General features: G+C 68.9%; 21 protein-coding genes. 11 read left to right on the forward strand and 10 right to left on the reverse strand.

Annotated features, from left to right (window positions below; genetic code table 11):
- Nucleotides 1-30: 30 nt before the first annotated feature.
- The gene (locus tag DTPSY_RS16425) at nt 31-570 is read right to left on the reverse strand and encodes an outer membrane protein assembly factor BamE (RefSeq protein ID WP_431521274.1); all 540 of its coding nucleotides are present in this window, start codon (nt 568-570) and stop codon (nt 31-33) included.
- 113 nt (nt 571-683) lie between these two features.
- Between DTPSY_RS16425 and fur the strand changes: the two genes are divergently transcribed.
- Nucleotides 684-1,100, forward strand: a complete 417-nt coding sequence (gene fur / locus DTPSY_RS16430; protein ID WP_015914510.1) for a ferric iron uptake transcriptional regulator — start codon at nt 684-686, stop codon at nt 1,098-1,100.
- A 13-nt stretch (nt 1,101-1,113) separates the two neighbouring features.
- Here fur and hprK read toward each other — a convergent pair whose 3' ends face one another.
- From hprK to hpf, 3 genes are all read right to left on the reverse strand, one after another.
- Entirely contained in the window at nt 1,114-2,070 is a 957-nt protein-coding gene (gene hprK / locus DTPSY_RS16435) for an HPr(Ser) kinase/phosphatase (protein WP_011807010.1), read from the reverse strand.
- Nucleotides 2,071-2,091: 21 nt separating this feature from the next.
- Nucleotides 2,092-2,559, reverse strand: coding sequence for a PTS sugar transporter subunit IIA (locus DTPSY_RS16440; RefSeq protein WP_015914511.1), 468 nt, complete (start codon nt 2,557-2,559; stop codon nt 2,092-2,094).
- 133 nt (nt 2,560-2,692) lie between these two features.
- Entirely contained in the window at nt 2,693-3,046 is a 354-nt protein-coding gene (gene hpf, locus DTPSY_RS16445) for a ribosome hibernation-promoting factor, HPF/YfiA family (RefSeq protein ID WP_011807012.1), read from the reverse strand.
- Nucleotides 3,047-3,422: 376 nt separating this feature from the next.
- Here hpf and DTPSY_RS16450 point away from each other — a divergent pair, with 376 nt between their 5' ends.
- Nucleotides 3,423-4,343 carry a phosphoribosylaminoimidazolesuccinocarboxamide synthase gene (locus DTPSY_RS16450; RefSeq protein WP_011807013.1) on the forward strand — a complete coding sequence of 307 codons (921 nt, stop codon included), beginning with the start codon at nt 3,423-3,425 and terminating at the stop codon, nt 4,341-4,343.
- 53 nt (nt 4,344-4,396) lie between these two features.
- Here DTPSY_RS16450 and DTPSY_RS16455 read toward each other — a convergent pair whose 3' ends face one another.
- From DTPSY_RS16455 to trxA, 3 genes are all read right to left on the reverse strand, one after another.
- A complete protein-coding gene (locus DTPSY_RS16455; RefSeq protein ID WP_015914512.1) occupies nt 4,397-6,505 on the reverse strand; it encodes a TonB-dependent siderophore receptor in 2,109 nt (702 codons plus the stop codon).
- Nucleotides 6,506-6,718: 213 nt separating this feature from the next.
- Entirely contained in the window at nt 6,719-7,561 is an 843-nt protein-coding gene (locus tag DTPSY_RS16460) for an META domain-containing protein (protein WP_015914513.1), read from the reverse strand.
- A 23-nt stretch (nt 7,562-7,584) separates the two neighbouring features.
- Nucleotides 7,585-8,493 carry a thioredoxin gene (gene trxA, locus DTPSY_RS16465; RefSeq protein WP_015914514.1) on the reverse strand — a complete coding sequence of 303 codons (909 nt, stop codon included), beginning with the start codon at nt 8,491-8,493 and terminating at the stop codon, nt 7,585-7,587.
- 184 nt (nt 8,494-8,677) lie between these two features.
- Here trxA and DTPSY_RS16470 point away from each other — a divergent pair, with 184 nt between their 5' ends.
- From DTPSY_RS16470 to DTPSY_RS16495, 6 genes are all read left to right on the forward strand, one after another.
- Nucleotides 8,678-9,259 carry a DJ-1/PfpI family protein gene (locus DTPSY_RS16470; RefSeq protein ID WP_015914515.1) on the forward strand — a complete coding sequence of 194 codons (582 nt, stop codon included), beginning with the start codon at nt 8,678-8,680 and terminating at the stop codon, nt 9,257-9,259.
- Nucleotides 9,260-9,394: 135 nt separating this feature from the next.
- Nucleotides 9,395-9,736, forward strand: a complete 342-nt coding sequence (locus DTPSY_RS16475; protein ID WP_015914516.1) for a ribbon-helix-helix domain-containing protein — start codon at nt 9,395-9,397, stop codon at nt 9,734-9,736.
- 71 nt (nt 9,737-9,807) lie between these two features.
- Nucleotides 9,808-10,305 (forward strand): 5-(carboxyamino)imidazole ribonucleotide mutase, encoded by a 498-nt coding sequence (gene purE / locus DTPSY_RS16480; protein WP_015914517.1) that lies wholly within the window; start codon nt 9,808-9,810, stop codon nt 10,303-10,305.
- A complete protein-coding gene (locus tag DTPSY_RS16485) occupies nt 10,302-11,477 on the forward strand; it encodes a 5-(carboxyamino)imidazole ribonucleotide synthase (RefSeq protein ID WP_015914518.1) in 1,176 nt (391 codons plus the stop codon). Before purE ends, DTPSY_RS16485 begins: the two co-directional genes overlap by 4 nt.
- An 11-nt stretch (nt 11,478-11,488) precedes the next feature.
- Nucleotides 11,489-12,487 carry an L-threonylcarbamoyladenylate synthase gene (locus DTPSY_RS16490; protein ID WP_015914519.1) on the forward strand — a complete coding sequence of 333 codons (999 nt, stop codon included), beginning with the start codon at nt 11,489-11,491 and terminating at the stop codon, nt 12,485-12,487.
- Between the two features lie 72 nt (nt 12,488-12,559).
- Nucleotides 12,560-13,513 carry an SGNH/GDSL hydrolase family protein gene (locus tag DTPSY_RS16495; RefSeq protein ID WP_015914520.1) on the forward strand — a complete coding sequence of 318 codons (954 nt, stop codon included), beginning with the start codon at nt 12,560-12,562 and terminating at the stop codon, nt 13,511-13,513.
- A gap of 220 nt (nt 13,514-13,733) precedes the next feature.
- Here the strand turns inward: DTPSY_RS16495 and DTPSY_RS16500 are convergent, their stop codons facing one another.
- From DTPSY_RS16500 to dacB, 3 genes are all read right to left on the reverse strand, one after another.
- Entirely contained in the window at nt 13,734-14,408 is a 675-nt protein-coding gene (locus DTPSY_RS16500) for an OmpW/AlkL family protein (RefSeq protein WP_015914521.1), read from the reverse strand.
- A 34-nt stretch (nt 14,409-14,442) separates the two neighbouring features.
- Nucleotides 14,443-15,582 (reverse strand): SGNH/GDSL hydrolase family protein, encoded by a 1,140-nt coding sequence (locus DTPSY_RS16505; RefSeq protein WP_015914522.1) that lies wholly within the window; start codon nt 15,580-15,582, stop codon nt 14,443-14,445.
- 185 nt (nt 15,583-15,767) lie between these two features.
- Nucleotides 15,768-17,249 (reverse strand): D-alanyl-D-alanine carboxypeptidase/D-alanyl-D-alanine endopeptidase, encoded by a 1,482-nt coding sequence (gene dacB, locus DTPSY_RS16510; protein ID WP_148215386.1) that lies wholly within the window; start codon nt 17,247-17,249, stop codon nt 15,768-15,770.
- Between the two features lie 50 nt (nt 17,250-17,299).
- Here dacB and tsaB point away from each other — a divergent pair, with 50 nt between their 5' ends.
- From tsaB to DTPSY_RS16525, 3 genes are read left to right on the forward strand one after another with little or no spacing between them, the layout of a single operon-like run.
- Complete coding sequence (gene tsaB, locus DTPSY_RS16515) at nt 17,300-18,010, forward strand: tRNA (adenosine(37)-N6)-threonylcarbamoyltransferase complex dimerization subunit type 1 TsaB (RefSeq protein WP_015914524.1); 711 nt, start codon at nt 17,300-17,302, stop codon at nt 18,008-18,010.
- Entirely contained in the window at nt 18,007-18,483 is a 477-nt protein-coding gene (rimI, locus tag DTPSY_RS16520) for a ribosomal protein S18-alanine N-acetyltransferase (RefSeq protein ID WP_011807026.1), read from the forward strand. The genes tsaB and rimI overlap by 4 nt, the downstream gene beginning before the upstream one ends.
- Nucleotides 18,480-19,253, forward strand: coding sequence for a uracil-DNA glycosylase family protein (locus DTPSY_RS16525; RefSeq protein ID WP_015914525.1), 774 nt, complete (start codon nt 18,480-18,482; stop codon nt 19,251-19,253). The genes rimI and DTPSY_RS16525 overlap by 4 nt, the downstream gene beginning before the upstream one ends.
- Nucleotides 19,254-19,384 lie beyond the last annotated feature (131 nt).

Consider the following 19,384-nt stretch of genomic DNA (forward strand, 5'->3'; position numbering starts at 1 on the left):
GACGCGCTGCAGCGGGTGCACCGGCCGCGTTCAACGGCGCGGAGATTCCAGCGGCGGATAGCTCGTGGCGGGCGGCAGAGCGGGCGCGGCGGCCGGCTCGGCGGCCGGCTCCGCCTTGGGAAAGCGCGCGAGCTGCGCCTCGGTGGCCTCAAGCTGCGGCACCTTGGGCTTGGACACCTTGGTGGAGAGCGAGGCCACGAACTCGGCCTCGGTGGGCATCTCGTCGCCTTCGACACGCTCCATCACGTTGTCCTTGAAGAACACGGTGAGCTTGCGCGTCTGCACCTCGACATCGGGGCGCTTGAGGGTGAAGACGTATTCCCAGCGGTCGGAGTGGAACACGCTCACCATGAGGGGTGTGCCCAGGATCTCACGCACCTGCTGGCGGCCCATGCCAGGCTGCAACATCTGCACCTGCTCGCGCGAGATGAAGTTGCCCTGCACCACGTCCACCTTGTAGGGCGTGATCATGCCGGCCAGGCGACTGCCGGTGCCCGCGCAGCCGGCCATCCCGGCACCAATCAACACAATGGCGCCCCAGCGGGCGCCCCAACGGGCGGGTGCAAACATGGGTTTATGCATAGGGGATATGATCCGGCCCATTGTAGCGGCTGGATCTTCTGGGCCTTGCGCGCAAGCCGCCGGTATCCATGGTTTCGCCCTGGCACACGAAAGACCTTGTCATGACGAACATCGACGAACTCAAAAGCACCGGCCTCAAGGCCACGCTGCCCCGGCTGAAGATCCTGGAGATCTTCCAGAAGGGCGCCCAGCGCCACATGACGGCCGAAGACGTATTCCGCGTGCTGCTGGACGAGCGCTCCGACATCGGGCTTGCCACCGTGTACCGCGTGCTCACGCAGTTCGAGCAGGCCGGCATTTTGATCCGCAGCAATTTCGAGAGCGGCAAGGCCGTTTACGAACTGAACGAGGGCCAGCACCACGACCACTTCGTCTGCACCGCCTGCGGCAAGGTCGAGGAGTTCTACGACCCCGAGATCGAAAAGCGCCAGAACCTGATCGCCCAGGCCAAGGGCTGGGTGGTGCACGACCACGCCATGGCGCTCTACGGCCAGTGCGCTAATTGCGCAAAAAAATAAGCGCCCGGCGCCCTCAGGAGGCGCCGCCCCGCTCCATGGCGCGCCGGTGGCGCTCCACGAACTCCTGATAGGTATCGATGCCGCGCAGTTGCAGGATGGTGTTGCGCACAGCCGCTTCCACCAGCACCGCGATGTTGCGGCCCGCCACCACCTGAATCACCACCTTGAGCACCGGCACTCCCAGTACGTCCTGCGTGAGCGGCTCGTAGGGAAGGCGCTCGTAGTCGCGTTCCAGCGTCTCCTTGCGCACCAGGTGCACGATGAGCTTCAGCCGCATGCGCCGGCGCACTGCCGTTTCGCCGAAGATGGCGCGAATGTCCAGCAGACCGATGCCGCGCACCTCCAGCAGGTTCTGCAGCAACTCGGGGCACTTGCCCTCGATGGTGGTCTGGTTGATGCGGTACAGGTCCACCGCGTCGTCGGCCACCAGGCCATTGCCGCGCGTGATCAGTTCCAGCCCCAGCTCGCTCTTGCCCAGGCCCGACTCGCCCGTGATGAGCACGCCCAGACCCAGGATGTCCATGAACACGCCGTGCATGGTGGTGCGATCGGCAAAGTGCTTGGACAGGTATGCGCGCAGCACATCGATCACGAAGGCCGCGGACTCCTGGGTGGAAAACATGGGGATCTGCGCGCGTTCGCACATGGACACCACCTCGTCCGGCGCGGCCTGGCCGTCGGCCAGCACAAGCACGGGGGGCTCCAGCGTGACGATGCGCGCGATGCGGCGCTTGCAGTCCTCCGGCGTGGCGTTGGTCAGATAGGCAATCTCGCGCTCGCCCAGGACCTGCGCACGGTAGGGATGGATGTAGTTCAGGTAACCCACCAGGTCCGCACCCGAGCGGGCGGCACGCACCGCCACCTCGGCAAAGCGCCGCTCGGACGCGCCCAGGCCCGCCACCCACTCCCATTTCAGGAGGTTGCGGAACTCCTCGAAGAGCACATCCGCGCTGACGACGTTGGGTTTCACGGCGGCGCGATGGCGGTGGCGTCAGGCGCCCTGGGCGGACTGCCAGCCCGCGATCAGCGCATGCAGGCTGGCCGCGTCGGTATGGGTCTTGAGGCGTTCGCGCAAGGCGCCGTCGCTCAGCAGTTCGGCGATTTCCGAGAGGATTTCCAAGTGCTTTTGCGTGGCCGCCTCGGGCACCAGCAGAAAAATCAGCAGCGATACGGGTTGCTCGTCAGGCGCGTCGAAGCCGATCGGCTGCGCCAGTTGGAACACCGCCGCCATGGGCGACTTCAGCCCCTTGATGCGGCCATGGGGAATGGCCACGCCATGGCCCAACCCGGTCGAACCCAGGCGTTCGCGCGCAAACAGGCTGTCGGTGATCAAGGCCCGCGACAAACCGTGCTGGCTTTCGAACAACAGGCCCGCCTCCTCAAAGGCACGTTTTTTGCTGGTGACATCGACACTCACGAGCACTTGTGCGGGAGGCAGTATGGAAGCAAGTCGATTCATGGTCTGAGCGACGATTATGCACGCCTAGCGGAAACCCTGGGAGTGTATCCACTGGCAACAAAAAACCGCCCTGGCTGGGCGGTTGCGGCACCGCCGGCGCGTTCCGGCGGTACACAGGCCGTCAAGCGACGGTTCAAGCCGTGGCGGCAGCTGCTGCCTGAATGGTGGCGCGGCGTAGGCCGGCTTGGTGGTCCTGCAGACGGTCCTTGTGGCGCACGACCATGCGGTCGAGCTTGTCCATCAATTCGTCCACGGCGGCATACAGGTCGAAATGGGTGCTTTCCACGAACAGGTCATTTCCTTTCACATGCACGGTGCATTCAGCGCGCTGGCGCTTTTCCTTTTCCTTCTGCTTCTCCACGGTCAGTAGCACCTTGACATCCACCACCTGATCGAAGTGGCGGGTAATGCGGTCCAACTTGGACGTCACATAACTGCGCAAGGCGGGGGTCACTTCAAGGTGATGGCCGCTGATCGTCAAGTTCATAGACAAGTCTCCTGTGACTCACAGTTGAAAAACACCGCCCCTTGCCGGTGCGGGGCGGTCTGCGAACGTGAATGCATTCAGGCCTGGGTTCACTATGCGCCCGCCGCCAGCGCAAATCAATCGTTCCCGCGCATGGCACAAGGGATATGACAGGAAGGTGTCAAACCGACCGAAACGCATCACAATGGCTGGGTTGCCTCCAGCGCCGACCTGGGGCTCCAGCCTCTGCAACCCACGTACCTTGTGGCGGGTGTACGGCGCCCGCACGGGGGCCGCGTCGCTAAAATCCCGTCCTTCGACCTCGCCACCGGCGGGGCGTCTTGCCCCAACGTCCACCGCGCGCCTGCATTGCGCGAGCGCCTTCCGTACGACCGCCATGACCCAGCCCAGCACCTCTGCACTGCACACCTCCGCCCTGACCTCGCTGCCGCTCCTGGCACGCGGCAAGGTGCGCGACAACTACGCCGTGGGTGACGACCGCATCCTGATGGTGGCCAGCGACCGTCTCTCGGCCTTTGACGTGATCATGGGCGAGCCCATCCCCGGCAAGGGCGAGTTGCTCACCCAGATGGCACTGTTCTGGTTCGGCAAACTGGGACACATCGTGCCCAACCACCTTACGGGCGAGGCGCCCGAGAGCGTGGTCACGCCGGCGGAGGCGCCCCAGGTGCGGGGCCGCTCCATGCTGGTGCAGCGCCTCAAGCCCATCCCCATCGAGGCCGTGGTGCGCGGCTACCTCGCCGGCAGCGGCTGGAAGGAGTACCAGGAATCGCGCTCCGTCTGCGGCGTGCCGCTGCCAGACGGCCTGACCAATGCCGCCAAGCTGCCGCAGACCATCTACACGCCCGCCGCCAAGGCCGCCATGGGCGAGCACGATGAGAACATCAGCTTTGAGCGCACCGTGGAGATCGTGGGCCTGGATCTGGCCACCAGGATCCGGGACATCTCCATCCAGCTGTACGAGGCCGCCGCTGCCATCGCGCTGGAAAAGGGCATGATCATTGCCGACACCAAGTTCGAGTTCGGCCTGGCGCCCGACGGCACGCTGGTGCTGATGGACGAGGTGCTCACGCCCGACAGCTCGCGCTACTGGCCCGTGGAGGGCTATGCCGAGGCCCTGGCCAAGGGCGAGAACCCCCCCAGCTACGACAAACAGTTCGTGCGCGACTGGCTGGAGCAGGCCCAGGTGGGCGGCAAGCCCTGGAACAAGACCGCCCCCGCGCCGCGCCTGCCGCGCGAGGTGGTGGAAAAGACCGCCGCCAAATACCGCGAAGCGCTGGAGCGCCTGACCGCCTGATTGCTTGCGCGACGCCCCTGGCCGGGGATCGGCCGGGGAGCGCCAACGCTTGCTCAGAACTGGTGGTTCAGCGAGAGCTGGTAGCTGCGCGGCGCGCCGTAGTAGCCCGCGTAGCGCAGGGTGTTGATGTACTTCTGGTCGGTGATGTTGTTCACATTGAAGCGCAGCGTCGTCTTGGGCTGCAGCTGCCATGCGACGAAGGCGTTGAGCACGGCATAGCTGCCCTGGCGCACGGTGAAGCCGCTGGCTTCCATGTTGGAGATCTTGCTCTGCCACCGGGCGCTGGTGCCAAAGGACAGCGCGGGAAGGCTCGGTAGACGCGCTTTGAGCGCGAGATTGGCCGTATGGCGCGGCACCCAGGCGTAGGTGTCGCCGCCATCCGGGCCGGTCAGCTTCAGGGTGGTATAGCCGGCTGTCAGGTCGATATGGTTGTTGAGCCGGCCCACGGCTTCCAGCTCCACGCCGGTGGACTTCACGTCTTCGGGCGCGTAGACCGCCTGCCCATTCTGGTTATAGGTGCCCGTGGGCGTGGCCAGGCCCGACTGCTTGGCCTGGAACACCGCGACCGAGGTTAGCAGGCGCTTGTCCAGCCAGTCGGCTTTCAGGCCCGCCTCGTAGTTGGTGCCCTTGCTAGGGTCGAGATAGCGGTCGTTCGCATCGGCCTGGCTCTGCGGGAAATACAGGTCAGAGTAGCTCACGTAGCCCAGCACGCTGGGCGTGAACTCGAACGTCAGCCCGGTATAAGGGCTGGTCTTGCTGCGTGAAAGGTCGGAGGCCACGCCATAGCTCGTTCCGTCGCGGCTGTATTGCGCGTGATTGACTCCCACCACGGCCTTGAGCCGATCCGTCAGCGTGAACCGCATGGTGCCAAATGCGCGCTGCAGTTTCTGGTTCAGCGTGCTTTCGAGGGCCAATGGGCCCCACTGCGGCTCGGGAACAAGGTTGCCGGGGTAAGGAAAGCCCGGCAGCGCGATGGCGCTGCAGGCACTGGCGCCGCAGTCCGACCCGGCGTATCCATTACCCGTGTATTCGCTCTTGGCCCAGCTCACACCGAACAGCGCCTCGTGCTGCCGTCCCAGCATCTCGAAGCGGCCATTGACGGTGGCGGTGGCCAGGTGCGCGTCCATCGTGTCTTTGCCGCCCCACGCATAGCCGACCAGACTGGAGCCCGAGGGAAACGCGTAAAAGAGCTTGCTGTCGTTGTCGATGGCGCGGTAGTTGTAGGCCAGCTTGAGCTGCCAGTCCATGCCGATCTGGTGGGCGTATTCCACGAAGGCCGTCTTGGTCGTGGTGTCCCAGCGGGTCCAGTCCTGCGTCGTGGATGCGTTGCGGCCCCATGCGTTCTGGGTGCCATCGGCATTCATGAAGGTCAGGGCGCCCCACATGTTGCCCGTGGAGTCGGACTGCTGATGGGACAGGCCCAACGTCAACAGGCCGTTGTCGCCCACCTGCCCATCCACAACGCCGTAGAGGAACGTGCGCTCGCGGTCGAAACTGCGCAGGTGCGAGCCGCCCTCTTCGCGTGCCGCCACGACCCGGCCCGCCCAGCGGCGATCGGCGGTGAGCGGCCGCGAGTAGTCCGCCTCGACGCGCGTGGTCCCCCAGGACCCATAGCTCAGACCCAATGAGCCCTGCTCCTTGTTGGTGGGACGCTTGCGCACGAAGTTGATCGTGCCCGCCGCATTGCCCACGCCGGTCAGCAGCCCGTTGGCGCCGCGGATGACTTCGATCTTTTCGTAGCCGAAGGAATCCATGGCGCCGGTGACGATGCCCCAATCATTGGGCAGGCCGACGCCGTCGATCTGCGTGTTGGCGATGTCAAAGCCGCGCGCGGTGAACGTGGTGCGGTTGGTCTCCCACTCGTCGACGATGATGCCGGTGCTCAATCGCAGCGCTTCGTTGAGATTGCTGGTGCCAAAATCGCGCATTTGCTCGGTGGTCACGATGCTGATGGATTGCGGCGTTTCCTTGATGTCCAGATCCAGCCCGGTCGCCCCGCTGCTCACCCGGTCCTCGCGCTGCTGGACAATCGTCACCTCCTTCAGCGTAGGCTCGACGGGCGCACTCGCCTGGGCCCATGCGGCGCCCATCAGGGGCGGCTGCACGATCAACGTCATGAGTGCGATGGAGCGCACGACGGGGCGGAGGGGATGGGGGTTCATGGACGACAATTCCCTTGGTTTCAACAAATGGGAATCATTATCATCTCGGTTTGTAAAAAACACGGTCGCGCAAATGCCGCGCCTGCCGCGATGCACGCATCAGAACTTCTGTTTTTGTAGCGGCTGGCGCTCACCCACCAAGCGCTAGAGGCCAATTTTCTTCATGCACCCGCATCAACCACGGCGAACGCCGCGGCATGGGTCGCAGCGCACTCACTGAGGTTGCATGGGGGGCTCGTCGTCCTCGGGCCGCGGCGCGCCCCATTCCTCGGCCACGAAGCGCAGCAGGGGCGTGCCGTCCTCGCCGCGCAGCTCCAGCGTCCGGCCTTGCTGCCGGTAATACGCCACCGCGCCCAGGCGCTGGAAGAAGGCCGGCTCCGATCCGCCGCCCGCAAGGCACAGGCGCAGGGATGCGCTCATGCGGGACAGCCGCAGTTGCCCGCCCTCTTGCACGTACTGCCCCACGAAACGGTTGCACCCTCCCGAACCGCTCACGCGCCCCGCATCGCGCTGCAGCACCAGATGGGCCGCGGCCTGCCCCTCGGCCGGCGCGTCCACCGGCGCATCGTCCACCACCTCCACGAGTTTCCAATAGGTCTGGCGCAACGGCACGGATGCGGCCGCCGTGGCTTGCAGCGCTGGCACGCGCGCCAGGATGACGTCCACATGGCGGAAGGCCGGATCGATCAGCACCGGGTGCACGCGGGGTGTGTCCAGCAGCAGGCGCCCCTGCTGCGTGACCGCTGCGCGCACCTCGTAGCGGCCTTGGGCGTGGACGTCCGCCTGGCGGTAGGGAATGCGCAGCATGTAGGGCAGCGGGCCGGCCGGGTCGATACGCTGGCGGCCCAGCACCCGCGGCGGATAGCCTTCGCGCGTCACGTCCACGAGCGCTGCCTCGAACAGCGCGTCGGGCGGCACGTAGAGCCGCTCGCGCGAGATCACGGTGCCGGAGATCTGCGCATCGGGGCCCGGGGCCGTGGCGCAGCCGGCCAGCCACGCGGCGGCCAGCAGCAGCGCCGCCCGCCCGGCCGCGTGCAACGGCTGCAGTCCCGCCACCGCGCGCCCGCCCCCGGCGTGGGTCAGCTCAGCACCACGCTGGACAAGCGCCGGCGGTAGCTGGCCACCACCGGGTCCTCGGGCGGGATCTGCCCGTCGGCCACCTTGACCTTCGGGGGCTCGATGATCTCCAGCACGGCCACGTAGGCCTTGCGCGCGGCATCGTCGTTCCAGGCCTTGTCGCGCATGAGAATTTCCAGCAGCTCGTCCATGGCCTCCTGCCAGCGCTGCTGGGCCATGAGCCAGCGTGCGCGTGCAAAGCGCGTCTCGAAGTCGCGCTTGTTGGCCGCAATCTTTGCATCAAATTCGGCTCCAGCGCCCGCCCCATAAGCGCTAGAAGCTATGAAATCAAGAGCATCCATCCACGCCTTGAGCGCCCCCAGGCGGCGCGAGACCTCGGCCTTGGCGATGACCGGCGCGAAGGCCACCTTGGCGTCGTCTTCGCGGCCCAGCTGCAGCAGCAGCTTGACGTAGTCAAAGCGCGCGTCGTCGTTGGCCGGGTCGGTGGCGACGGCGTGCTGCAGCTTTTCCAGCGCACCCTCGGTATCGCCCTCGGCGAGCGCATCCAGGGCTTCCTCTTCCTGCTCCTCGGCCTGCAGCTCCTCGGCGCTGGGCACATGCTTGTCCAGGAAGGCGCGCAGTTGGCTCTCGGGTTGGGCGCCCATGAAGCCATCCACGGGCTGGCCATTCATCATCAGCACGCAGGTGGGAATGCTGCGGATGCCGAACATGGCGGCCAGCTGCTGCTCCTGGTCGGAGTCGATCTTGGCCAGGGTGAAGCGGCCGGCGTATTCCACTTCCAGCTTCTCCAGCACCGGGCCCAGCGTCTTGCAGGGGCCGCACCAGGGTGCCCAGAAGTCCACCAGCACGGGCACTTGCATCGAGGCGGCAACCACCTCGGTTTCAAAATTCTCTAGGGTGACGTCGATCATGTGTAGCGGTCCCGGTAGTGCGGCGCACGGCGCCGGTCAATGGTGACGGGGATTCTGCGGCAAATTTCGCGCGCCACAGGTACAAGCCCGCAGGGCCCCTTGTAGTAGCGGGTTAATACCTGCCGCGCCTGCAGGCTGCCCACAATGGTCTGCACCCCAGCCACCCACAGCAAAGGAGACCCCCATGACAGGCAAGAAGATTCTGATGATCTGCGGCGACTACTGCGAGGACTACGAGACGATGGTGCCGTTCCAGGCGCTGCAGGCCGTGGGCCACACGGTGCATGCGGTCTGCCCGGGCAAGAAAGCGGGCGACCACATCAAAACGGCCATCCACGACTTCGAGGGCGCACAGACCTACAGCGAGAAGCCCGGCCACAACTTCACCCTGAACGCCACGTTTGCGGACATCCAGGCGCAAAGCTACGACGCGCTGGTGATCCCCGGCGGGCGCGGCCCCGAGTACCTGCGCAACGACGCCGCCGTGTGCGCCGCCGTGCGCCATTTCTTCGAGGCGGGCAAGCCCGTAGCCGCCGTGTGCCACGGCGCGCAACTGCTGGCCGGCGCCGGCGTGCTCAAGGGCCGCACCTGCTCGGCCTACCCCGCCTGCCGCGCCGAAGTGGAACTGGCCGGCGGCCGTTACGCCGACATCCCCGTGGACCAGGCGCACACCGAGGGCAACCTGGTCAGCGCGCCCGCGTGGCCCGCGCATCCCGCGTGGATCGCACAGTTCCTGGCGCTGCTGGGCACGCGCATCACGCTCTGAAGGCAAAAAGGGCCGCAGCGCTCACCCATCAAGCGCAAGCAGCTATCACTTTGAAAGCACCCACCTCCTGACTTGACGGCGCCGGCGGCGGGCCGCACCATGGCCCGCCGTCCCCACGCCCGAAGGAGTTCCGCCGTGTGCCAGGTCTTCATCAGCGCCGACCCGCAGCTCTACGCCTACCGCGCCCGCTCCGTGCGGCTGCACGGGGTGGCCACGAGCATCCGGCTGGAGAACCTGTTCTGGCAGGTGCTGCAGGAGATCGCCGCGCGCGACGGCTACAGCGTGGCCCAGCTGTGCACCAAGCTCTACGACGAGCTGGTGGCCGAGCACGGCGCGGTGGACAACTTCACCTCGTTCCTGCGCGTGTGCTGCACGCGCTACCTGGCGCTGCAGCTGTCCGGCGAGATTCCGCGCGACGCGCGCGTGCCCGTCCGCTCGATCACGCTGGGCGCCAGCGCCGCCCTGCTGGCGCATTGACCCCCGGGCGAGCGCACAAAAAGTAAAATCGCGGGCTTCACCCCCGGCGAGCGCACCGCGCGCACCCCCACATGAACCCCATCCAGATCGGCGTGGTCATGGGCTCCAGCAGCGACTGGGAGACCATGCAGCACGCAGTTGCCATCCTCCAGCAATTCGGCATCGCGCACGAGGCGCAGGTGGTCTCCGCCCACCGCATGCCCGACGACATGTTCCGCTACGCCGAGGCCGCCGCCGGCCGGGGCCTGAAGGCCATCATCGCGGGCGCCGGCGGCGCCGCGCACCTGCCCGGCATGATCGCCGCCAAGACCACCGTGCCGGTGCTGGGGGTGCCGGTCGCCAGCCGCCACCTGCAGGGTGTGGACTCGCTGCACTCCATCGTGCAGATGCCCAAGGGCGTGCCCGTGGCCACGTTCGCCATCGGCGCGGCCGGCGCGGCCAACGCGGCGCTGTTCGCCGTGGCGCTGCTGGCCAACGAGAGCCCGGCGCTGCGCGAGCAGCTGGACGCCTTCCGCGCCGAGCAGACCGCCGCCGCGCGCGCCATGACACTGCCGCCGGTGTCCGCATGAACGAGCGCCAGACCGTGATCCTGCCCGGCGCCACGCTGGGCGTGCTGGGCGGCGGGCAACTGGGGCGCATGTTCGTGCACGCCGCCCAGGCCATGGGCTACTTCACCGCGGTGCTGGACGAGGACGCGGCCAGCCCCGCCGGCCTGGTGAGCCACCACCACATCCGCACCGGCTACGAAGACCCGCAGGGCCTGGCCACGCTGGCCCGCGCCTGCGCCGCCGTGACCACCGAGTTTGAAAACGTGCCCGCCGCCGCGCTGGACACCCTGGCGCGCAGCCTGCCGGTGTCGCCCGCCGGCAGCGCCGTGGCCATCGCCCAGGACCGCGCGCGCGAAAAGGCGCACTTCGTGCAGTGCGGCGTGCCCGTGGCGCCGCATGCAGTGATCGAAACCGCCGCGCAGCTCGCCGCCGTTCCCGCTGATCTGCTGCCGGGCATTCTGAAAACCGCCCGCATGGGCTACGACGGCAAGGGCCAGGTGCGCGTGGCCACGCCCGCCGAGTTGGCCGGCGCCTGGGAGCAACTGGGCCGCGTCCCCTGCGTGCTGGAAAAGATGCTGCCGCTGGCGCACGAGTGCTCCGTCATCGTCGCGCGCGGGCGTGACGGCACCGTGGTGCACCTGCCCGTGCAGCGCAACCTGCACCGGGACGGCATCCTGGCCGTGACCGAGGTCTACGAAGGAAATCTGCCTCCAGCGCAGACCAGTCAAGCGCTGGTAGCTGCAAAATCAGTAGCAGACGGTCTGAACTACGTGGGCGTGCTGTGCGTGGAGTTCTTCGTGCTGCAGGACGGCACGTTGGTGGTCAACGAGATCGCCCCGCGCCCGCACAACAGCGGCCACTACAGCCAGAACGCGTGCGACGTCTCGCAGTTCGAGCTGCAGGTGCGCTGCATGACCGGCCTGCCGCTGGTCCAGCCGCGCCTGCACAGCCCCGCCATCATGCTCAATCTGTTGGGCGACCTGTGGTTCACGGGGGACCAGCCCGTGGCGCCGACTCCCCCCGCGTGGGATGCGGTGCTGGCCCTGCCCGGCTGCCACCTGCACCTGTACGGCAAGGTGGAGGCCAAGCGCGGCCGCAAGATGGGCCACCTGAACATCACCGGCGCCACGCCCGAGGCGGTGCGCGCCACGGCGCTGCAGGCGGCGGCCCTCCTCGGCATCGCGCCATTCTGAACGAGGCCCGCATGATTCTGGATGGACGCCTGGACGCCTCGGTGCAGGCCGCCGCGCAGGCCCTGGCGCGCGGCGAACTGCTGGGCCTGCCCACCGAGACGGTGTACGGCCTGGCGGCCGACGCCGACAACGACGCGGCCGTGGCGCAGATCTTTGCCGCCAAGGGACGCCCTGCCAGCCACCCGCTGATCGTGCACGTGGCCGACGCCGCGGCCATCACCCGCTACGCCAAGGAAGTGCCGCTGTTCGCGCAGCAACTCATCGACGCCTTCTGGCCCGGCCCGCTCACGCTCATCCTGCCGCGCCTGGCCCACGCCGCCGTGGCCTCCACGGGCGGGCAGGACAGCGTGGGCCTGCGCTGCCCCGCGCACCCCGTGGCCCATGCGGTGCTGCAAGCCTGCCAGCGGCTGGAGCCCCCCGTGTGGGGCGTGGCCGCGCCCAGCGCCAACCATTTCGGCCGCGTGAGCCCGACCACCGCGCAGCATGTGGCCGAGGAATTCGGCGACGACCTGCTGGTGCTGGACGGCGGCGCCTGCACCGTCGGCATCGAATCCACCATCATCGACTGCACCCGCGGCGTGCCCGTGCTGCTGCGCCCCGGCGCCATCTCGCGCGAGGACGTGCAGCGCGCCTGCGGCCAACGACCGCTATCGAAAGAAGAGCTTCCAGCGCTGACCCCGCGCGCTTCAGGCACACTTTTAGCCCATTACGCCCCAACGGCGCGCGTGCGCCTGATGGACGCCAAGCAGCTGCAGGCCGGACTGGATGTGCTGGGGGCGGACGCGGCCCACATCGCCGTGTATGCACGCGCGCCGCTGCGCGCGGCGTCGTCGAAGATCCTTGTGCGGCGCATGCCCGATGACGCCGCCGCCACCGCGCAACAGCTGTTCGCCGCGCTGCGCGGCTTCGACGAGGCAGGGGTGAAGCTGATCTGGATCGAAACGCCGCCCGATGCGCCCGCATGGGAAGGCGTGCGCGACCGCCTGCAGCGCGCCGCGGCCGCGGGCTGACGCGCCTACATCAAGCTACAAGCCTTGTCCGCACCCTCGTTACACTCTCGCCCACTTCAATCGGAGAAATACATGGCAGCAAATTGGATGCGCCGCACTCTTGTGGCCGCCGCCTGTGCATCGGCCGCGCTGCTCGCGGCCTGCGGTTCCAGCAGCACTGAATCGGCAATTTCGCCCCAGCGCTTCATCGCCTTCGGCGACGGCCTGGCCGACGTGGGCCAGAAGGGCTCCAGCTACACGATCAACGACGGCAGCATCAACAACTGGATGCTGCGCATCTCCTCCAACTACGGCGGCACCTTGAAGCCCGTGTCGGCAGGCGGCTTGAGCTACGCGCAGGGCAATGCCCGCGTGACGGCCACCCCCGACGCCGCAGGCAACGCCGCCACCCCCACGGTCACGCAGCAGATCGACCAGTTCCTGGCTGCCAACAAGTTTGCCGACACCGATCTGGTGATGCTGAGCGCCGGTGGGAGCGACATCATCGCCGGCATGGCCGCTGTGCAGGCCGGAACGCTCACCGAAGAGCAGTACGTGGCCGCCGCTGGCAAGGCAGGCCAGGAGCTGGCCGCGCAAGTGCGCCGCCTGTCGGACGCGGGCGCCAAGCACATCCTGATGACCGGCACCTACGACCTGAGCCGCACACCCTGGGCCAAGGCCATCAAGAAGGAAAGCCTCATCAGCAGCGCCAGCCGCCGCTTCAATGACGACCTGCTGGTCAACATCGTGGACATGGGCAAGACCGTGCTCTACGTGGACGTGGCCTACTACGTGAACCTGTTCGAGGGCTCGCCCGGCGGGTACGGCTTCACCGACAGCAGCACACCCGTGTGCACGTCGGTGGACGCAGGCCCGGGCATCGGCATCGGCGCGGGCGAGGTGAACTCCGCGCTGTGCACCACCGCCACGCTGCTGCCCAACGCCAACCCGGACCGCTTCCTGTTCGCCGACAAGGTGTACATCACTCCGGCCGCGCACCGCGAATTCGGCAACTACGCCTACGACCGCCTGCGCAACCGCTGGTAAGCAAGTACGCCGCCCGCGGGGCACCCGCCGGCGGCCACACCGGTGCTGCGCCGGCCAGCCACGGGGGCGCAGCCGCCCCCGTTCGCTCCCCTGATCGTCAGAGCCCCCAAAAAAAGAGGCCAGCCCCGCAAGGAGCCGGCCTTTCAAGCCTCGGAGACGAAAACCTGGGGCACTTCGCGCACCCCGCGGCGCGCCCCCTCCCTCGGCGCCTGGGGCGCTCTCAGAACCGGTAGCCCACCCCCACCGCCACCACGTTGGGGTTCAGCCGCATGCCGATGCTCTGGCCGCTGGACAAGTGGGCCGTGGTCTTGAGGAAGCTCTTGTAGTACGCGACGTCCAGGAACCAGCGCTCGCTGAAGTTCCAGACAAAACCCACCTGCGCCGTAAAGCCCCATTTGTTGTCGATGTGGGCCGTGGTGGGGTTGGCGGGCGAGCCGCCCGTGACGGCCGTCAGCGCCGCCGTGCTGCGGTTCTTGAAGAACTTGCTGTAGGTCACGCCCAAGCCCAGGTACGGCCGCAGCGCGGCCTGGGCCTCGCCGAAGCGGTACTGCGCGAACAGCGTGGCCGGCACCACCTTCGTCTGGCCGAGCTTGCCCACGCCGGCGATCGCGCCGTCGCCGTAGAACGAATGCTGGAACGGCAGGCCCACGGGCAAGTCCAGCGCCCAATGGTCGGTGAGCATGTAGTTGATGCCGCCTGTGAGGGCCGTGTCCGCACCCACGTCCACATGGGTGTGGGGAAAGCTCGGCTCGCTCAGGTCGCCGCTTTTGGTCTGCGGCATGATGCGTGTGAAGCCCGCGCGCACACTGAACGTACCGGCCTGCTGGGCCTGGGCCGCACCGCACGCGGCGGCCAGGGCCAGCACGCAGCCGGCCCGCAAGAATTGCTGTGTCATGGATCGGTTGTGAGAAATGTCTGCGCAAAAGCGCTCAGAGCCAGCCCGCCTGGGACAGCGAACGCGACACCAGTTGCCCCATCAGCTGGTGGCCGAAGGGCGTGGGGTGGAAGCTGTCGGCAAAGCCGTAGCTCTTCCACCAATCGGCCCCGCCGGTGGCGCCGGCCGGCGGCGTCATGGCCGACAGCGCGGCCGCCGTGCAGGTGGGGAAGCTGTAGGTGGGCAGGCCGTCGCTGCCCACGCCGGTAGCGGGGCAGGCCGGCGTGGTCACGTTGGTGTAGGCGTACTGCGCGGGATGCTCGGCCTGGTCCTTGAACGAGGCATAGAAATCCACCACGGTGAGACGCCCATCGCCCGCCAGCGCCGCGGCCAGCTTGGCGTTGAAGGCCTGCACCCAGCCATCGAACAGCGTCTGCGCCTGGGCCGCGGCCGCCGCGCCGTTGGCGGCGGAAATGGATGCCAGCACCATGCGGAACTTGGGCGTGAGCGTCACGCCAGGCATGTTCAGCACGGCCACGCGCGTCGCGCCCTTGTCCAGCGTCTGCGCCTTGATCGTGGCCGCGAACTGGGTGGCCAGCGCCTGCATGTAGGCGCCGCCTGCCTGGGCCATGCCGGTGGCGCCGCCCGCGAGCAGGCTGTTCACCGTGGCGGCGTCCAGTACCGTGCCCAACAGGGCCGCGTAGGCCTTGCCGCCGTCCCTTGAAGCCCCCAGGTAGGCGCCGATCAGGTCGGCCGCATCGTTGCCGCCACCGTCGATGAGCACCAGGTCACCCGTGGCATAGCCGGCGGCGCCCGCATCCTTGAGCTGTTGGAGGATGGACACGGGCGAGGTGGGCGCCGTGAAGTTGTTGATGCGCCCGCCGCCTACCGCGTAGTTGGTGCAGTCGGCCTTGGCGCTGAAGCTGCCCCCCGCGGACACATAGTGCGGGCACAGCGTGCGGCCATAACTGGCGGCCACGCGCTCGGGCCAGATGGCCGTGGAGCCCGCGCCCGTAGGGGCCGTGCCCTGGACCGTGAACTTCAGCCCGAAGGTGCCGCTGTCCGCCAGGCTGTCACCCATCACCTTGACTGCGGTGACCGCCGTGGCGGGCGTGGTGTCGGCGCCGCCGCCCCCGCAGGCCGCCAGAACAGCGGCGGAAACGGCAACGGCTATCCACTGCATGCGTGGTTTCATCAGGAACTCCTGTTATGAATAGAACGAACGTTCGTTTTTTTCAGGGATATTACCGATGAAGCGCGACAGGCCGTCTGCGGGTAAATACCAACATCGGAGGCATCCCGCCGCGCCGCGCGGGCAGCACGACACGTCTGCCGGTGGGCCGGCCCGGGCGTTCGATGGCGGACGGCGGCTGCGCCGCCTCAGCGGTCGCTCGCGGCCCAGTCCACCAGCGCGTCCAGGGCCGGTCGTGCCGCGGAGGCATTTGGGTGGTTGACGAAGCCCACCAGCACATAGCGCCGGCCGCTCGCGGCATGCACATAGCCGGCCAGCGCCACCACGTCGCGCAGCGCACCCGTCTTGAGGTGCGCGAAGCCCGCAGCCTGGCCCTGGCGGCGGCGCAGCGTCCCGTCCACCCCGGCAATGGGCAGCGATGCCATGAATTCCGGCATCACCGGCGACGCCCAGGCATGCTGCAGCATGCGCGCAAGCGCCCGCGCGCTCACGCGCGCCTCGCGGCTCAAGCCGGCGCCGTTGTCCACCACCGGCATCCCGGCGGCGCCCAGGCGCTGGCGCCACCACTGTGCGAGCACGCTGCGCGCCTGGTCGAAGCTGCCTGCGCCGGCTTTTTGCAGCCCCAGCGTCAGAAACACCTGCTGCGTCATGACGTTGTTGCTGTACTTGTTGATGTCGCGCACCACCTCCGACAACGGCGGCGAGGTACTGCCGAATGCCGGTGCCAGCCCCGCGGGCACCTTGCCGTCGCGCACGCGGCCGGTGAGCTTGCCGCCCAGTTCGCGCCACATGCCTTCCACCGCGCGCGCCGCGTAGCCGCCCGGGTCGGCCGGTGCGATGGACCACTCGCGTTCGCCGCAGGCCGCCGGGTACACGCCCTGGAAGGCGATGCGCGCAGGGTCCGCGAAATCCGCCCGCAGCCCTGCACGCCAATCGCCGCAGGCCGCGCCCTGCGCCGCCAGCGGCACGGTGGCGGGCAGTTCCACCTGGGCCAGCGGCGGCTCATAGCGCAGCCGCGCCACGCCGGCCGCCAGATCCGGGACGAAACCGATGGACACCGCCTTGTAGTTGAGCAGCAGCGCGTCGGGCGCGGCGTTGTAGGGGCGCCAGGGCTCGCCGTCGAACAGCGCCGGATCGTGCGCCGGCAGCGCGAAGGCGCTGCGGTCCAGCACGATGTCGCCCAGGATCACCTCGACCCCCGTCGCACGCAGGCGGCGCATGAGCAACCACAGGCGCTCCACCACCAGCTTGGGGTCGCCCTGCCCCTTGATGTACACGTTGCCGCGCAGGCTGCCGCCTTGGGGCGCGGCGTCCAGGTACACGGGCGTGTCCCAGGTGAATGCCGGCCCCAGCAGGTCCAGCGCCGCATACGTCGTGACCAGCTTCATGACCGAGGCCGGGTTGGCGGGCGCATCGGCGCGGTGGGCCAGGCGCGGCTGGCGCCCCTCGACCTCCACCACCAAGGCGGAGAGTGCTTCGCGCGGCACCTTGGCGCGCTGCAGCGCGGCCTCGACGGAAGGGGGCAAGGCCGATGCATCGGCGGGCACAGGCTGGGCGCCCGCCCAGGGTGTCAGGAAGGCCAGGGCCAGCGCCCACCCGGCCGCACAGCGCAGGCGGCGGGCCTGCCCAAGGAAAGAAAACGACATGGCGGCGAGTTTAGGGGGCGCCATGGCCGCCCGCCCCGCCATGGCTTGGCGCGCAGCCGATAATCACGCCCTCCATGAACCTGCTTGCCTTCGACACCAGTACCGACGCGCTGTCCATCGCCGTACAACACGGCGCGCGCGTGTGGCAGCACAGCGGCGCCGGCGGCGCCCAGGCCTCGGCCACGCTGATCCCGGCCATCCGCGACCTGCTCGCGCAGGCCGGACTGTCGTTCGACCAGCTGGACGCCGTGGTGTTCGGGCGCGGCCCGGGCTCGTTCACGGGGCTGCGCACCGCGTGCGCGGTGGCCCAGGGCCTGGCCTTTGGCGCGCGCGGGGGGCAGGGCGTGCCCGTGCTGCCGGTGGACACGCTGCTCGCCGTGGCCGAAGAGGCCCGCGCGCAGCACGGCTGCACGCGGGTGGTGGCGACGCTGGACGCCCGCATGAACGAGGTCTACGCGGCACCCTTTGAATGGCAGGCCGACGGCCGCTGGCAGGTGCCGCAGGACTTCCAGCTGCTGGCGCCCGAGGCCCTGGCCGTGGCGGATGGCTGGACGGTCGCCGGCAATGCCCGCGCCGCCTACGGCGAGCGCCTCGCGCCGCAGGCCCCGCACATGCACGCCCTGCCTACGGCGGCGGCCCTGCTCCGGCTGGCACCGGCGCTGCTGGCGGCGGGCGCGGGCGTGGCGGCCGACGCAGCGCTGCCGCGCTACATCCGCGATAAAGTGGCGCAAACCACCGCCGAGCGAGAAGCCGCCCGCCAAGCCGCGCCGGCCCCCCAGACATGAGCGCCATCGTCCAGCCCCCCCACGCCTTCGAGGCCGCCTTCGAGCCGCTAACGCCCGCGCGGCTGGATGCGCTCCTGGCCATCGAGAACAGCGCCTATAGCCATCCCTGGACACGCGGCAACTTCATCGACGCCATGGCCGCCGGCTACCAGGCCCAGCTGCTCGTGGCCGATGGACAGATCCTGGGCTACTTCGTCGCCATGCGCGGCGTGGACGAGGTGCACCTGCTCAACATCACCGTGGCGCCCGCCTTCCAGCGCCAGGGCTGGGCCCATGTGATGCTGGACGCGCTGGCCGTGTGGGCGCGCGGCCAGGGCGCGCAATGGCTGTGGCTGGAGGTGCGCGCGAGCAACGAGCGCGCGCGGCGCATCTATGAAGTCCACGGCTACCGCCGTGTGGGCGAGCGCAAGCGCTACTACCCCGCCGCGGACGGCGAGCGCGAGGACGCCGTGGTGATGAGCCTGCTGCTATGAGCCTGTCCCTGGACGCGCGCCAACGCGCCATGCTGCAAGAGATGGGCGTCACCGTCTGGGCGCCGCCGCCGGCACGCCCGCTGCCGCCCCCAGTGGCCGCGCCTGCGCAAGCGGAAGCGGCCATCGCATCCGCTGCCGCGCCCACCCCCGTGCTGCACGCGCAACCCACGCCAGCCGCGCCATCCGCCCCGCGCCAGCCTGCGCATGCCGCTGCCCCTGCCGCACCCGCGTCCGAGCCGCGCACGGCCGGCGCCGCGCCCACCGGCCTGCTGCTGCGCGCGCCCGTGGCGCTGTACCCGCAGGCCGACCCCCAGGCCATTCCGCCCGAACTGGGTGCCGGCTGGCTGGTGGTGCTGGAAAGCCCCACGCCGGCCGAGCCGCTGGCGGGCGACAGCGGCCGCCTGCTGGACAACATGCTGCGCGCCATGCGCCTGCACCGGCACCCGCGCACCTTCGTCGCCACGCTGAACCGGCACGCGCCGGGCCTGACCGCCGAGGGGCTGGAGCCCGCCGCCGGCCTGCAACAGGCGCTGCAGACGCTGCGCCCCTCCCTGGTGCTGGTGCTGGGCCTGGGCGCGGCGCGCGTGGTGCTGGGCAGCCGCGAGCCCCTGGGGCGCCTGCGCGCCACCGCGCACCACCTGCCAGACGGCACGCCCGCCGTGGTGAGCTACGACCCGGCCTACCTGCTGCGCGCACCCGATGCCAAGGCCGCCGCCTGGGCCGACCTGTGCCGCGCGCTGGCCCTGGTGCGGCGCAGCACCGCACCCTGACCCGCCGCACCCTGATCCGCCGCGACCGAACGGCCCGCCCGGCACGCGCCTGGCGGGGTACGGCGCGCACCCAATACCCGACGCGGGTTTCCCCTCTGCAAGTCCCCTCCCCTGGGCTGCCCACAATACCT

The sequence above is a fragment of the [Acidovorax] ebreus TPSY genome (genome assembly GCF_000022305.1).
GTDB lineage: Bacteria > Pseudomonadota > Gammaproteobacteria > Burkholderiales > Burkholderiaceae_C > Diaphorobacter > Diaphorobacter nitroreducens.

What these genes read in the sequence shown, in the direction of transcription:
- DTPSY_RS16450 (WP_011807013.1), top strand. Translation starts at nt 3,423, where the DNA reads ATGACCCAGCCCAGCACCTCTGCACTGCACACCTCCGCCCTGACCTCG.
- rimI (WP_011807026.1), top strand. Translation starts at nt 18,007, where the DNA reads ATGAGCGCCATCGTCCAGCCCCCCCACGCCTTCGAGGCCGCCTTCGAG.
- purE (WP_015914517.1), top strand. Translation starts at nt 9,808, where the DNA reads ATGAACCCCATCCAGATCGGCGTGGTCATGGGCTCCAGCAGCGACTGG.
- DTPSY_RS16505 (WP_015914522.1), bottom strand. Translation starts at nt 15,582, where the DNA reads ATGAAACCACGCATGCAGTGGATAGCCGTTGCCGTTTCCGCCGCTGTT.
- DTPSY_RS16500 (WP_015914521.1), bottom strand. Translation starts at nt 14,408, where the DNA reads ATGACACAGCAATTCTTGCGGGCCGGCTGCGTGCTGGCCCTGGCCGCC.
- trxA (WP_015914514.1), bottom strand. Translation starts at nt 8,493, where the DNA reads ATGATCGACGTCACCCTAGAGAATTTTGAAACCGAGGTGGTTGCCGCC.
- dacB (WP_148215386.1), bottom strand. Translation starts at nt 17,249, where the DNA reads ATGGCGCCCCCTAAACTCGCCGCCATGTCGTTTTCTTTCCTTGGGCAG.
- DTPSY_RS16425 (WP_431521274.1), bottom strand. Translation starts at nt 570, where the DNA reads ATGTTTGCACCCGCCCGTTGGGGCGCCCGCTGGGGCGCCATTGTGTTG.
- fur (WP_015914510.1), top strand. Translation starts at nt 684, where the DNA reads ATGACGAACATCGACGAACTCAAAAGCACCGGCCTCAAGGCCACGCTG.
- DTPSY_RS16470 (WP_015914515.1), top strand. Translation starts at nt 8,678, where the DNA reads ATGACAGGCAAGAAGATTCTGATGATCTGCGGCGACTACTGCGAGGAC.
- tsaB (WP_015914524.1), top strand. Translation starts at nt 17,300, where the DNA reads ATGAACCTGCTTGCCTTCGACACCAGTACCGACGCGCTGTCCATCGCC.
- DTPSY_RS16490 (WP_015914519.1), top strand. Translation starts at nt 11,489, where the DNA reads ATGATTCTGGATGGACGCCTGGACGCCTCGGTGCAGGCCGCCGCGCAG.
- hpf (WP_011807012.1), bottom strand. Translation starts at nt 3,046, where the DNA reads ATGAACTTGACGATCAGCGGCCATCACCTTGAAGTGACCCCCGCCTTG.
- DTPSY_RS16440 (WP_015914511.1), bottom strand. Translation starts at nt 2,559, where the DNA reads ATGAATCGACTTGCTTCCATACTGCCTCCCGCACAAGTGCTCGTGAGT.
- DTPSY_RS16525 (WP_015914525.1), top strand. Translation starts at nt 18,480, where the DNA reads ATGAGCCTGTCCCTGGACGCGCGCCAACGCGCCATGCTGCAAGAGATG.
- DTPSY_RS16485 (WP_015914518.1), top strand. Translation starts at nt 10,302, where the DNA reads ATGAACGAGCGCCAGACCGTGATCCTGCCCGGCGCCACGCTGGGCGTG.
- DTPSY_RS16495 (WP_015914520.1), top strand. Translation starts at nt 12,560, where the DNA reads ATGGCAGCAAATTGGATGCGCCGCACTCTTGTGGCCGCCGCCTGTGCA.
- DTPSY_RS16455 (WP_015914512.1), bottom strand. Translation starts at nt 6,505, where the DNA reads ATGAACCCCCATCCCCTCCGCCCCGTCGTGCGCTCCATCGCACTCATG.